This window comes from Streptomyces aureocirculatus (assembly GCF_000720475.1).
GTDB classification, from domain to species: Bacteria; Actinomycetota; Actinomycetes; order Streptomycetales; family Streptomycetaceae; genus Streptomyces; species Streptomyces aureocirculatus.
Genome location: NZ_JOAP01000022.1, coordinates 141,661 through 153,983 on the forward strand (window position 1 = coordinate 141,661; position 12,323 = coordinate 153,983).

The following is a 12,323-nucleotide window of genomic DNA, read 5'->3' on the forward strand; positions in this document are numbered from 1 at the left end:
TGAAGCGATGCCGGCGGAGTCAGGCCCCAGCCTGTCATCTGGGCCGCGACATGATTGCTTGCCTTGCCCGGCGCCCATGGGGCGGCTTCCAGCGTCCACGACGCACCCTTGCGGTTGCGCATGACGGGATGTCCGGTGCGGCCTGCGCGCTGGGGTAGGGGCAGGCCTTCGAGGAGTTCACTGCGGGGTGGGTCGGACGGCAGCGGGGACGACGGCTTCTTCGGGGGCGGCGGAGGTTTCGGCGAGCAGTAAGCACACTGCTCATTGGTGCGGTACGTGTTCGGCACGGTCGATGCCGGGCAGTCCGCCGTCTGACGGCTACGACGACGTGGTGCCCAACGCCCGTTGAGCATTGGCAGCCTGGGGGGTCACCCCGGAGACTCGCCGCAGGAGTGGGACGAACGGTGTGGGGCCAAGCCCAGGGCGGCGAGGCCGCGGGCGACGACGTCCCGGGCCGTGCGATTGCCGGGCCCGAGGTCCAGATTCGCGGTCTGCTCCTGGCTGCGCCCCAGGGGTCCGGAACAGACGAGTTGCAGATCCCAGCCGGCGAGGGTCGTTCCCTGGTGTCTGCACCGGAAGTTCATGACACGGGCCACCGCCGCGCGGGCGACCACCTGCGGTGGCAGGTCGTCCGCCTGCTCCGGCAGCTCCCAGAGCGTGGGGTATCCCCTGCCCTGCAGCTCAACGGCGACTTCGTGGACGAGGTTGGCGAGGTCGTCGTCCAGTAATTCGGGTCTGTTCGCTGCCCAAGGGGGCTGAGGAGGCGGGAAGTTCATCGTGCTAGGCCTCCCGGCTGAGGGGTGTGGTGCCGACGGTGTCATCCATGTGTGCGGTCAAGGGGGTGAAGCACACGACGATGAGGCGGGCGTGGGGAGCACTGCTTGGGTGCGCGGAGGCCAGCGCAGCGAGGCCGCGGCCGAAGTCCGGGTGATTCAGCGGCCGTTGATCACCGTCAGGGTATGCGTAGTCGATGACACCGGCTTCGTAGATGCGTCGGGTGATCGGGTCTTCGCGGACACGCTCCATCAACTGCGAGAGCTTCTCGTTGTGCGGGTTCTCGAGCGAGACGGTGTGCAGTTGAGCGAGCACGGGAGGCGCCCAGCGTTCCTCCCAGTCGGTCAGCAGTTCTTCACGCGCCAGCCTGGAGAAGAGCATGAAGTCCATCATGTTCCCCGGCACGCCCCGGCCTTCCGTGTCGCCCAAGGACGTGTCGCCCAAGGTCGTGAAGAGGCGGGTGAAAGGCTTGTTCCATACGACGAGGTCCCACTGCACGTTCGTGACGTAGGCGATTTCCCGCTGTCCGTCCACCACGCGCTGCCATTCCCTCTGTGACGGGAGCACCACACTGGTATCGGGCCGTAAGGAGTGGGGCGGTTGCGTGCCTAACGCGAGTATATGGAGCTGTCTGTACTTGTCCTCATCTAGCTTGAAGAGTTCGGCGATGTCCAGGATGTGCTCGGTGCGGACGCGCCGCCCCTGAGCCCGCAGGCGGCCCTTCTCCAGGGCCTGATAGGTGCCACGCCCCCAGTTCAGAGCAGTGTTGACCTGTTCCTGGGTCACGCCGCGCACGCGGGGCCCGGGGCGCGAGGACGGACGCTCCCGCAGGCCGATCTCGGACGGTTTCGTTCGCTCGCGAAGCGACACGAGCCAATTCGTCAAGGCCTCAGTGTCGACAGCGTCCGCCATACCGGTTCCCCTCCCCCTCGCTCCCATGGTCCGCGGGAGCGGAGCGCGTGTGTGCGTGTACGTGTGCGAGTGCGAGTGCGTGTGCGAGTGCGAGTGCGTGTGCTCCACTCTCAACTGGCTGCCATGGCCAGCATTTTAAGCAGGAGGGGCTCACCAGCCGCATCCAGAGGTCTACGGTCGGTTATCGCATCCCGGCTACCGGTTGGTGGACTTACTGGTTCCGCCACTCGATGCGGCAGGCGCTGGCCTGATCTGTGCCGACACCCAGCAAGAGTGCCGACCCGGCAGGTGCGGGCTCGTCAAAGAGCGCGGAGAGGCCGCGCAGTGTCGTGACACCGCCGATGTCGCCTCCGCCGGGCTGTACACGGGTCCCGGCGGTTTGCCGCAGTTCTGCGGGCCCGGCGGGGGCGGGGCTGCCGGAGGGGTGGATGAGGGCGACATCGGGCGTCCACGCGTCGTCACCTACCCACGGCAGTTCGGCAAGCGCTTCAGTCACCGCAGCGGTCTCGGCGGCGAGTGAGGGAAATCGCGCGGTCGTGGGCGGCAGCCAGCCGGACGTGAAGGCGTAGGACCACTCGTCCGTGATGTGCACGACCGGTGCGTCGCCGACAGGAGTAGCGCTCACCAGCACGGCCGCTCCACCGTCCGCCAGGCGCAGCTTCTGCCAGAGCGGCAGTTGGCTGTGTGTGAGCAGCGAGCTGTGTGCCTCCGCACCGACGACGAGGACCGGGCTGCCGGGCCGGGCGACTGCGTGCGCGAGGTTCAGCGCGTGTACCCCGCCGGAGTCGCCCATGGGGTTCAGGGGCCAGCGCGCCACGGTGGGCGGCAGCCCCAGTCTCGCGATGAGGTGGAGGTCCAAAGAGACGGCTGGATCGCCCGCCACGCCCAGTCGCCGCCCCGTGTCATGGAACGTGATGATTGCGCCTACCTGGGACCCCCCAATGCCCGCCGCCCGTAAGGCTCTGCGGGCGGCGGTTTCGCTGAGCGTCGCTATGTCGGCGAAAGCCCGCGCGTCGCGCTCCTCAGCCGACGCGGACCGCTCGAGCTCCGTCAGGGTGCGGGCGAAGGGTCCGGGCCCGCGGGCGCCAGGGGTGGCGTCTGGCGCCGGCTCGCCGCCGGCGCTGGTGTGCAGCTTGGCGATCTCCTCACCGGTGATCTCGTGGGTGGGGGTGGAGATCTCTGGTCGGCTGATGTAGGCCACGGCCGCGTGTTCCCCTCATCTGGTGTCCCGGATCATTGCGTTGTTCTGCCCTGCCGCAGGTTAATGTGCCCCATCGCGCCGAAGTCCTTGGCGGGAGGCCGACTTGGGCCCTCACGCCGCAACGGGTTCTCGGCGCTCCCAGGCGAAGCGAGCTGCGTGTTCCGCAAGTGCTACTGCTCCTGGCCGTTGCAGCCCGTCGAGGTCCGCGTACTCCACAGCGGTCACGATCGCTATGCGTTCCGCCGAGCCGAGGTCCGCGTGGAAGCCGGAGTCGATGATGCGGCAGGCGGCCTCGTAGGCCTCTCTGCCCTCGCGGTGGTGGCGGTGGATGAGCGACTCGAGGTCGGTCAGGTAGCCGCGGTGCGCCTGGACTTCCGCCGCCGACATCGGGCGCCCATGGCCCGGGATGATCACCTGGGGGTTGAGTTTGAGGATGGCGTCGACCGCGGCGACGACATGGGAGAGCGGGCCGTGCCAGTGGGCGGGGTGCTCTCCTTGGAAGACCACGTCGCCGGCGACGGCGACGGCCCCGGGCTCGATCCACGCGACGACGTCACCCGCGGTGTGCGCCGGGCCGACTTCGATCAGTTGCACGCCCATCGAACCCACCTTGACTCCGAGATTGCCGTGAAACGTGTGGGTCGGCGGGGTGACGGTCAGGTCTGTGTACTTGTAGTGGCCGAATTTTTCGCGGGCGTACCAGCCCAGGGGCGTACCGGGGTCGCTGCCGGTCACAAGGCGGTGCATGTCCGCCGGTGCGGGCTCGTGGCAGAGGTGCCTGGCGTTGGTGGCACTGGTGATGATCCGTGCGTCCGGGAAGTAGGCGTTGCCGAAGGTGTGGTCACCGTTGGGATGGGTGTTGATCACGGTGTCGATGGAGGTGCCCGGGGGCAGGACCTTCGCTGCGGCTGCCTGCAGCGCGCGGGTCATCGCCTCGTCGTAGGGCGTATCGATCAGGGCGGCACTCGCTCCGGAGACCAGGAGCACACAGTTGGCTTCCCCCCATCGCCCTTTCTCGGCGTGGGTGTCCCACAGATACACGCCCTCCGCGATGCGCTGCAGGTGCTCCGGGAAGGTCAGGATATGTTTCGGAGAAGGCATGCGCGCATTCTCGTAAAAAACTGTGTTCTTGGCGAGGTTCCGAAACACTACAGGCTCAGGGCTTGCCTCCTCTGCTTACCCGGATGTGACGGAGGGAGGTGCGATGTCATCTCAGGCGTCGTCGTCCGTCGTCGTCCGACCTGCGTGTTCTCCGCCAGATCTGCTTGCGTACGGCGGCACGCACGAGTCACGCAATAGCCGGCAGAAAACTGTACCTATTGTTTTGAGTGTTGATATCTCGCACCCCTGTGGCGAAAATAGGTGCCGGGCCGTGGACCCATGCGTTTCTGCCCGGTCGGCCGCATTCGGTTTACCCGGGTATCGGCATCGAACTCGTCCGGCGTCATCAGCCAGGGACCGAGGGTCGTGGCGCCGTCTTTGCCCTTCAGCACACCGATTCCCTGCCGTGCGGGGTGGTGATCCGCGCCCGGGGCAGATGGCGCGGCGGTCACGGCCAAGAGGAGGCCCTCGAACGGCGGTTGAACGCCCCGCAAGAGACTGTATCTATTCACCAACCCGTTGATCTCGACCATGTCTTTCTAGTTCCATGACCGAGCCCGATGGTGGTGTGCGGCGCGGAACGTGCCGTCACTGCTGCCGTACGGAGCCAAGAGGGTTGCGGCGGGACGGCCGCATCAGCTCGGGGCATCCGTGGACGCCCAGCCGGCATGCGCCGACTCGCCGAACCGTAGACCTTTCCTGCGAGGCGCTCACCCATGGGGTGGATGCCTGACACCCAGTGCTGCCGTGAGCAGCCTCTGCCCGACGAGGAGAGCACATGCCGACTGTTGACCCGGTGGCCACACCCGCCCCCTCACGCGACGCGCTTCCGGTCTCGGGGCCCCTTCGCGTTCCACGGTCGGCGCGGGATTCGGGTTGGGGAGGCCGCCCCCTACCATCTCGTGACCGCCGACCGTCCCGCCACCGGCGGTGGGTGAGTACCCGGGAGGGCGCGGCTGAGTATCGGGGCCCATGCCGGGTGCGGCCGTAGCGGTGAGGATCGTGTCCACCGCGTCGTACCTGGAAGGAAACGCATGAACTCCGCCACCTACACCCGCCTGTACGGACCCACGCAGCTCGCGCCGCGCCGCGAGGGGAACGTCCTCGTCGGCCTGCTGGCCGTCGCCCTGTGGGCGGTTGCCGCGGTGTCGCTGGTCTGGCTCACCTTCCTGGTGGGCATGGTCGTGCTGTGGGGCGCGGCGGAGGGCATGGCGGTCGGCGGTATCGTCCTGCGCTTCGCGCTGATCGTGGCCGGTGGCTTTGCCGCCCTGGCCGCGCTGGCTTTCGCTCCCGGCGTCCGGCGTCTGGACTGGGCGGGCCGTCTCCTTGTGACCGGTCTCCTGGCTTGCCCGGCCGCGGCCGTTCCCGCGGTCTTGGCCTGGGCCCGCGTCGGCTGACTCCGAGCCCGGGGTCCGAGCCCGGGGGCCAGCGGTCAGGAGACCCTGGCGTGTCCACACCGGGCGGACGCGAGCGTGAGCGCGCCGCCGGAAGGGAAGGTTCGGCAGCCCGCTCACGCTGGCCGTGCGGAGCCCGTGGGACCCCTACGGTGCGGTACGTCAGTCGTTGACGCAGGTGTTGCCGAAAGCCGGGTTGAGCAGGCCGACGACGTCGATCGAGTTGCCGCACACGTTGACCGGCACATGGACCGGGACCTGGATGACATTGCCCGAGATCACGCCCGGGGAGTTCCGCGCCGCGCCCGAGGCGCCGGCGTCGGCGGTGGCGAGTCCAGCGCCGCCCAGCACGAGGGCACCGGTGCCCAGGACAACGGCAGCCATCTTCTTCACGGACATGCTCACTCCTCTTGCTCATGTTCCAGTAGATGCCGGGCAAGGCGCACAGCATCACGCACCGCGGAGCAGTCCCGCCCGGCTGCTGCATCGATCAACGCCTAAGCCTGCGGCCGGACATGCCGGGACCGGCCCTCACCCACGGCAGGTAATCGGGTAATCAGCCTTTCGAGGCACCGCGGCTAGCCCACCCAGGCGCACTGCGCCCAGGGCCAGCCAGCGGCCTCGACCGTCGTCGACGTACAGAACTCACCAACAACGGGCTGTCATCGCGGTCCGGCCTGAAACGCCCGCCGGTAGGCGCCCGGCGTGGTGCCCAGGGCGCCGAGGAAGCGTCTGCGGAGGTTGGTGGCCGAGGAGAGTCCTACGCGGCGGGCGACGGTGTCCACCGGCAGGTCGGAGGCCTCCAAAAGCTCCCGCGCTGCGGAGATGCGCTGGTCGAGAAGCCAGCGCCCCGGGCTGGTGCCGACCTGCTCGGTGAAGCGGCGGGCCAGGGTGCGGGCGGAGCAGCCGGCGTGAGCGGCCAGGTCCTCGACGGCCAGCGGTTCGTGGAGTCTGCCGGCCGCCCATTCCAGGAGCGGTGCGAGCGAGCCGTCGATCTGGGCGGGGTGCGGCGGCGCGGAGTACTGGCGTTGCCCGCCTTCGCGGTGCGGCGGCATGACCATGCTCCGGGCGACGTGCGCGGCGTACTCGGCGCCCTGGTCGACGCGCACCAGGTGCAGACACAGATCGACCCCGGCTCCGGAACCGGCGCTGGTGGCCACGTCGCCGTGGTCCACGTACAGAACGTCCGGATCCAGGCGCACCGCGGGGAAGCGCGCGGCGAACTCGTCCGCCAGGGCCCAGTGAGTGGTCGCCGAGCGGCCGTCGAGCAGGCCGGTACGGGCCAGGGCGAAGGCGCCGGAGCAGATGCTGATCAGGCGTGCGCCGCGCTGGTGCGCCCTGGTCAGGGCCCGTGTGACGGCGGGCGAAGGGGGCTCATCGGTGGGCGTCCAGCCCGGGATGACCACGGTGTCCGCCCGGTCCAGGGCGTCGAGTCCCGCGGTGACGAGCATGTCGTATCCGGCGCGCGTGGGGACCGGGCCCGGGTGCTCGGTGCATGCCTGGAAGCTGTACCGGGCGGGCAGCCCGCGTCGCTCGATGCCGAACACCTCGGCGGCGCAGGCGAGTTCGAAGGTCGACTGGGGCGCGTGGACAAGTGCCGCTACACGGTGCATGGCAGGAAAGTACCTGAGAGCGTCAAACTAGACACTGGGCGGGGCTTCGGCGGGCGAGGAGGCTTGCTCCATGACGACAGAGACACCGCGGAAGACAGAGACACCGCAGACGGCAGACACCACCGGGCGGACGGGCGGGCTGCTGCCCGGCTATGTGTGGTCCGCGGTACACGACGCGCCCACGCGTGAACTCTTCCCCGGCATTCGGCTGCGGCCGCTGTGGAGCGGTGAGAGCGGCGCGACGGCGCAGGTGCTGGAGATGGACCCGCACTCGTGCTGGGAGGGCATCGACGTCCACGAGCCGGGGCCCGAAGAGGTCTTCGTGGTCTCGGGCGTCTTCAACGACGGCGAACGGGACTATCCCGCGGGCTCGTTCATCCACGCCCCGGCCGGCTCTTCGCACATCCCGCAGACGACGACAGGTTGCACCCTCTTTGTCTTCTACCCCGAAGGCTGAGCGGTTGTGGTGAAGTCTGCTGCATCCCATGCGAGACCGTGCCTGGATTCAGGGTGGGGGGCCTGTGAGACTGGAGCGCATGGAAGCAGCGTTCGCCCGTACGGTATGGCAGGTCCTCGAACCACTGCACGCGGTCACGTACTTCGCGCCCGAGAGCCGCGAGGCCAACAGTGCAGTGGGCCTGCGCGGTTTTTGGATGGGTTACTTCGCGGCCCGGGCCGCACCGCTGGGAGCGGTGGCGGCGGGTGTGGTGGAGGCGGTCTTCTTCAACTTCCACCCCGCCATGGTGCGACGTGCCGTCCCCGACGCGTGGGGATTCGCCCCGCCCGAGGCCGTGCTCCGCGCCCGCACCGAGGCGGCTGCCGGAGCGCTGCGCCGCACAGCACCGTCAGCGGCGGACGCGAGTGCGGAGATCGTCCCGCTGCTGGAACGGGTGGTCGCCTGCGCGGACGGGGCCGGGCGCCCGCTGTTCGCCGCCAACCGCGGCCTGCCCGTGCCGGAGGACGGGGCCGGCGCCCTCTGGCAGGCCGCCACGACGCTGCGCGAACACCGCGGTGACGGCCACGTCGCCGTGCTCACCGCCGAGGGCCTGAACGGGTGCGAGGCCCATGTGCTCTTCGCCGCCTGCGAGGAGGTGCCCGCAACGCTCCTGCGGGACAACCGCGGCTGGTCCGCGCAGGACTGGCAAGCAGCCACCGACCGCCTCACCGAGCGGGGGCTGCTGGACAACGGCGGACACCCCACTGCCGGGGGACGAGCCCTGCGCTCCCACATCGAGGCCCGCACCGACGCCCTCGCCGTCCACCCCTACCGCACCCTCACACCTGCCGAGGCCGCCCAACTCCTCACCCTTCTCACCCTCCTGGCCGACCAGGTCCTCACATCCGACACCATCCCCTTCCCCAACCCCATTGGCCTGCCGCCCCGCCGCACACGGGCATAGCCTGCCTTGGACGTCTGGCCTCGGACAGCGCCCCGAGCATGATCGCCTGCGGACCGACGGGAGTGGCGTCCCTTGGTCTGGCCGACAGGGGTGAGGATGTCAGCCTTGACCAGTGCCTGGAGGTCACGGGTGGCCTGCTGGGTGTTGAGGGTCTCGGCCTTTTCGTAGCGGGCACGGCGCACACGGCCGCCGACGTCGCGCAGGACTTTGTAGTACTCCCAGGTGTTGCCGGGCATGCCGAGCCATTCCTCGATGGAGGAGAACTCGGGGGCCAGGACGCCGCCGCGGGCGATCAGGAGGGTCTGCAGGGAGCGGGAGATGCGTCCATTGCCGTCGGACCAGGGGTGCTTGTTGTATTGGAAGTCGGGGACGTCATGGAGGGACTGCACGTAGGTCATGGCCTGCTGGCAGGCCAGGGTCTCGGCCTTGTTCTCCTCGGAGGCTTCGACGCCTTCGCGGCGTTTCTCCTGCCCGGCCGCGGAGGAGTACGGCGTGCCCAGTGGTCCGGCTCAAGGGTGCATACGGGTGCCCTTGAGCACCTTGTCGACCGCGTTGCGCGGCCCGTACACGGCCACCCCCACCAGGTCCAGTTGCTCGGCGGGCACGGCGCGTACCGCGGCGCGGTTGTCCCGGTCGTTGCCGGTGGTGAACAGGTCGGAGGTGAACAGGGCCCGGGGCAGATCGCGGGTCAGGGCGCGGCGGTGGGCCGCGGTCACCGCTTCCTTGGTGCCCTCGAAGACCAGGACGGGCTGGCGGAACATCGGCAGGTAGGGGGTGTCGTCGGCGTCGGCGTACGGTTCGCCGATGACCTCCGGGATCTGCGTGCCCAGGCCGCTGACCAGGAACGCGGTGACGTTCAGGCGCTGCCAGGTCTCCAGGTCCTCGCGCAGCACCACTGCGATCTTGGTGTCGAAGCGTACGGGTGCGCCCTGTGTGGTGCCGGTCGCCGCGATGCCCGTCGCCACGGTGCCGGTGCCAGTGCCAGTGCCAGTGTCGGTGTCGGTGTCGGTGTCGGTCTTCATGCTTCCCAGGCTGTCGGTCGTCCCCGGCCGTCGTCTTGTACGTTCTTTGCATGCCGTCGGCGCAGGAGGTCTCCGCGTGGCGCCCGCAGGTCCCGGGCGTCGTGGAGGTCTTCCACGCGCACTTCACCGAGCACGCCTATCCGATGCATGTACATGACGTGTGGACGCTGCTGATCGTCGACGACGGCGCGGTCCGCTACGACCTGGGCCGCCGCGAGCGCGGCACACCGCGCGACACCGTGTCGCTGCTGCCGCCGCAGGTGCCCCACAACGGCTCCCCCGCCACCGCGCACGGTTTCCGCAAGCGGGTGCTGTACCTGGAGGCGCCCCTGCTCGACGAGAGCCTGATCGGCCCGGCGGTGGACGACCCCGACATCGCCGATCCGCTGCTGCGCCGGCGCGTCGGGCAACTGCACGCGGTCCTGGGGCGCCGCGGCGAGGAGCTGGAGGCGGAGAGCCGCCTGGCCCTGGTCGGCGAGCGGCTCCGCGGCCATCTGCGGCCCCGGCCCGGCGCGGAGGGCCGCCGCCCGCAGTTGGACCGCACGGTGGCGCACCGCCTGCGGGAGCTGCTCGACGAGCGGCTGCCGCAGGGCGTGACCCTGGAGGCGGCCGCCCAGCAGGTGCACGCCCATCCCACCCATCTGGTACGGGCGTTCAGCGCGGCCTTCGGTATCGCCCCGCACCAGTACCTGATGGCCCGCAGGGTCGAGCGCGCCCGGCGGCTGCTCCTTCAGGGCCGCAGGCCCGCGGAGGTGGCGGCCGCGGTCGGCTTCTACGACCAGGCACACCTGAGCCGGCACTTCAAACGGGTGGTGGGGGTGGCACCGGGGCGCTATGCGGGCAGCCGGTAGGAGTTCCCTTCGCGAACCGTCGACCGCGTGCCGGGCGTTCCCCGTACGGAGCGGTCCAGGCCCCCCGTTGCCGGCGCCGCCCACCCGCACCGCACAGCCCGGGAGTCACCCTCACACCACGCGAGGCTGCCGGGAATATACCTATCGGGAATATGCCTGACGGGTGAGCACGTACGGGAGTAGGGTGGTAGCAGTCCGTGGTCGATGGGTTGCTGTTAGCGCGGCGGCCGACCTTCCGGCGATCTCTCGGGCCCGGGTTGGGGCCCTTACCGCCAACGGCTGATAACAGCGGGAGCCTGCACCCGAGACACAGCACCGGGTAGAGAATTGCCGCGGTTCGGTGCTTTCCCCTGCTCCGGCGTCTTTCCGCCGGCGCGCCCCCAGCAGCCGGGAATGATGATGCACGGATTCTTCACCGACGACCGACTGCTCATGCTCCCCCTGGCCGACCACCCCGGCGTGTGTCTGCACGGCGAAGCCCTCAGCGCGCACCGAGGGCCCCTGATCGTCGCCCTCACCGAGGAGACTCAGCGCACCGAGGAGGTCGTCGTCGACCTCACCGGCGTCCGCTTCCTGGCCACCAGCGTCCTGGAGACCCTCGCCCTGCTCGCCACGCGCCTGACCCCGCCCCAGCGCCTACTGGTGCGCGCCGCCGCCGAACTCGAACTGCGCGAACGCGTCACCGCCCACGGCTGGGACCGCATCAGCACGCTGCGACTGGCGGACGGCTGACCCGGCGTGACCCGGCGGCCCGCACCGGCGGGGCCCTTGCCGTCGCGGGAGGCGGCAAGGGCCCCGCCGGTGCGGGCCGCGAACCCGCGAGTACACCGCTCAGTGGCGGCCGTGGGCAGAGCTGGAGGCGCCGCCGAACAGCCGGGCCAGCGCCCGGAACGGCAGGGTGACGACGGTGGCGATGGCCCCGCCGATGGACCGGAGAACATCTGCGATTGCCCTGAACACGGTGGACCTCCGTCCTCCAACGCAATGCGCCGGAATGTCTGCGCCGCTGTACGGCCGATCACTGGGCAGGTGCCCGGTGCCCGGCCGGTGAAACAGGGCCGCCGGCGAACCGGTCACCGTCGGATTCGCCCCTGCACACCAGCCCCGAGCCCTGGCAACGCCGTGCAGTGCCGTGCAGTGCCATGCCCCCGGCAGCACCGCGCCCGGGGGGCATAGCCGGGCCAGCGCTGGAGTACGCCGGTGAGGCCGGCGATGGGCCACCCCCTGACAACCGGACTTTTGCACGAGCGTCGAGAGGGCGGGGCGCCGCCCCGGTTCTGTGCCGTGCGTGCCGCAGGCCGCGTCCGGGCGGCAGCACACCTTTTTGCGAAGAGCACACACGTGGATCAGGAAGGGCTCCTCGCCGGCGCCGGCGAGGAGCCCTCCGGGGCTGTGGTCCCAACCCCGTCCACGCGGGTTTCTCCATGACGCGGAGCCATTCCCCTCCACCGGGAAAAATTTGCAAACAGGCATCACGGGTGCGCGCGGGCAGCCGCCCCCGCCCCCACCCCTGCCCTCGTCCCTGCCCCTGTCCCCGTCCTGCTCCGGTGGCGGGAGCCGGGCGGTTGTCTCTGCGCGCCCGGGGTATCCGCCCTCCATGGTTGAGACACCTGCATGGATGCCGGGCTCTTTCGCACGTGTGGTCCAGCGGCGTACGAGGCCCCGGCACGCCCGGTCGGGCCGCCGCCGGGGCCGGCTGCACCGCCGGGTCCTCGCCTACCGCGATGTGCGGATCGTCCACTCCCTCGCGCCCGCCGACCGGGCACACAGCCTGCTGCTGGTGTACACCCGCCGCGTGGTCGGCCGGCTCACCTACGAAGTGTGTGAACAGTGCGCGAGCGGCGTCATCACCGAGGTCGACGTCGCCGCGCCGCTGAAGGACAGCGGCCTGGGCACCCGCGCCGTCTCGCATCTGCGCGCCTGCTACCCCGACATCACCTGGCACAGCCGCCTCACCCGGCGCATGTCCCGCGGCCTGGCGCACCGTATGCGTTTGCCCCACACCAGCACCGCACAGCTCTGCTCCCACGCCCCGCCCCGCTGACCCCGGACCGG

15 protein-coding genes and 1 pseudogene are annotated in these 12,323 nt (G+C 70.0%); 6 read left to right on the plus strand and 10 right to left on the minus strand.

All coding sequences use genetic code 11. The features are described 5' to 3' along the window. Positions 1-368: 368 nt before the first annotated feature. The 5 genes from IG78_RS49325 to IG78_RS48235 form a co-directional block, all read right to left on the minus strand. Positions 369-776: a hypothetical protein gene (locus tag IG78_RS49325; RefSeq protein WP_157855843.1), complete on the minus strand. Its 408-nt coding sequence runs from the start codon at positions 774-776 to the stop codon at positions 369-371. 4 nt (positions 777-780) lie between these two features. Continuing rightward, on the minus strand, positions 781-1,686 hold the full coding sequence (locus IG78_RS0121440; protein WP_030565639.1) for an MmyB family transcriptional regulator: 906 nt from the start codon (positions 1,684-1,686) through the stop codon (positions 781-783). Positions 1,687-1,897: 211 nt separating this feature from the next. After that, a complete protein-coding gene (locus IG78_RS0121445) occupies positions 1,898-2,887 on the minus strand; it encodes a beta-ketoacyl-[acyl-carrier-protein] synthase family protein (protein WP_030565640.1) in 990 nt (329 codons plus the stop codon). A 111-nt stretch (positions 2,888-2,998) separates the two neighbouring features. Further along, positions 2,999-3,988 (minus strand): MBL fold metallo-hydrolase, encoded by a 990-nt coding sequence (locus IG78_RS0121450; protein ID WP_051852820.1) that lies wholly within the window; start codon positions 3,986-3,988, stop codon positions 2,999-3,001. A gap of 215 nt (positions 3,989-4,203) precedes the next feature. Then, positions 4,204-4,521, minus strand: coding sequence for a hypothetical protein (locus tag IG78_RS48235; RefSeq protein ID WP_107054973.1), 318 nt, complete (start codon positions 4,519-4,521; stop codon positions 4,204-4,206). A gap of 501 nt (positions 4,522-5,022) precedes the next feature. Here IG78_RS48235 and IG78_RS42460 point away from each other — a divergent pair. Beyond that, positions 5,023-5,385 (plus strand): hypothetical protein, encoded by a 363-nt coding sequence (locus tag IG78_RS42460; protein ID WP_030565642.1) that lies wholly within the window; start codon positions 5,023-5,025, stop codon positions 5,383-5,385. Between the two features lie 159 nt (positions 5,386-5,544). On the opposite strand, the gene IG78_RS0121460 is transcribed toward IG78_RS42460, so the two are convergent. Together IG78_RS0121460 and IG78_RS0121465 are read right to left on the minus strand one after the other, a co-directional pair. Beyond that, on the minus strand, positions 5,545-5,781 hold the full coding sequence (locus IG78_RS0121460) for a chaplin (RefSeq protein WP_030565643.1): 237 nt from the start codon (positions 5,779-5,781) through the stop codon (positions 5,545-5,547). A gap of 263 nt (positions 5,782-6,044) precedes the next feature. Continuing rightward, entirely contained in the window at positions 6,045-6,995 is a 951-nt protein-coding gene (locus IG78_RS0121465) for a helix-turn-helix domain-containing protein (RefSeq protein WP_030565644.1), read from the minus strand. 70 nt (positions 6,996-7,065) lie between these two features. On the opposite strand from IG78_RS0121465, the gene IG78_RS0121470 reads away from it, so the two are divergent. Together IG78_RS0121470 and IG78_RS0121475 are read left to right on the plus strand one after the other, a co-directional pair. Continuing rightward, positions 7,066-7,452, plus strand: coding sequence for a cupin domain-containing protein (locus IG78_RS0121470; protein ID WP_078965323.1), 387 nt, complete (start codon positions 7,066-7,068; stop codon positions 7,450-7,452). Between the two features lie 79 nt (positions 7,453-7,531). Further along, complete coding sequence (locus tag IG78_RS0121475; protein ID WP_030565652.1) at positions 7,532-8,395, plus strand: SCO6745 family protein; 864 nt, start codon at positions 7,532-7,534, stop codon at positions 8,393-8,395. A 62-nt stretch (positions 8,396-8,457) separates the two neighbouring features. On the opposite strand, the pseudogene IG78_RS51515 reads toward IG78_RS0121475, so the two are convergent. Together IG78_RS51515 and IG78_RS0121480 are read right to left on the minus strand one after the other, a co-directional pair. Continuing rightward, a pseudogene (locus IG78_RS51515) lies at positions 8,458-8,844 on the minus strand (Fic family protein); the annotation flags it as partial. 60 nt (positions 8,845-8,904) lie between these two features. Continuing rightward, positions 8,905-9,417, minus strand: coding sequence for a DUF2000 domain-containing protein (locus IG78_RS0121480; RefSeq protein ID WP_078965325.1), 513 nt, complete (start codon positions 9,415-9,417; stop codon positions 8,905-8,907). A gap of 50 nt (positions 9,418-9,467) precedes the next feature. On the opposite strand from IG78_RS0121480, the gene IG78_RS0121485 reads away from it, so the two are divergent. Together IG78_RS0121485 and IG78_RS0121490 are read left to right on the plus strand one after the other, a co-directional pair. Further along, complete coding sequence (locus IG78_RS0121485) at positions 9,468-10,268, plus strand: helix-turn-helix transcriptional regulator (RefSeq protein ID WP_030565654.1); 801 nt, start codon at positions 9,468-9,470, stop codon at positions 10,266-10,268. Between the two features lie 399 nt (positions 10,269-10,667). Further along, positions 10,668-11,000 (plus strand): hypothetical protein, encoded by a 333-nt coding sequence (locus IG78_RS0121490; RefSeq protein WP_159398259.1) that lies wholly within the window; start codon positions 10,668-10,670, stop codon positions 10,998-11,000. A 99-nt stretch (positions 11,001-11,099) separates the two neighbouring features. On the opposite strand, the gene IG78_RS52180 is transcribed toward IG78_RS0121490, so the two are convergent. Next, entirely contained in the window at positions 11,100-11,228 is a 129-nt protein-coding gene (locus IG78_RS52180; protein WP_263972726.1) for an LPFR motif small protein, read from the minus strand. Between the two features lie 637 nt (positions 11,229-11,865). Here IG78_RS52180 and IG78_RS51520 point away from each other — a divergent pair. Continuing rightward, complete coding sequence (locus IG78_RS51520; RefSeq protein ID WP_249926125.1) at positions 11,866-12,312, plus strand: hypothetical protein; 447 nt, start codon at positions 11,866-11,868, stop codon at positions 12,310-12,312. Positions 12,313-12,323 lie beyond the last annotated feature (11 nt).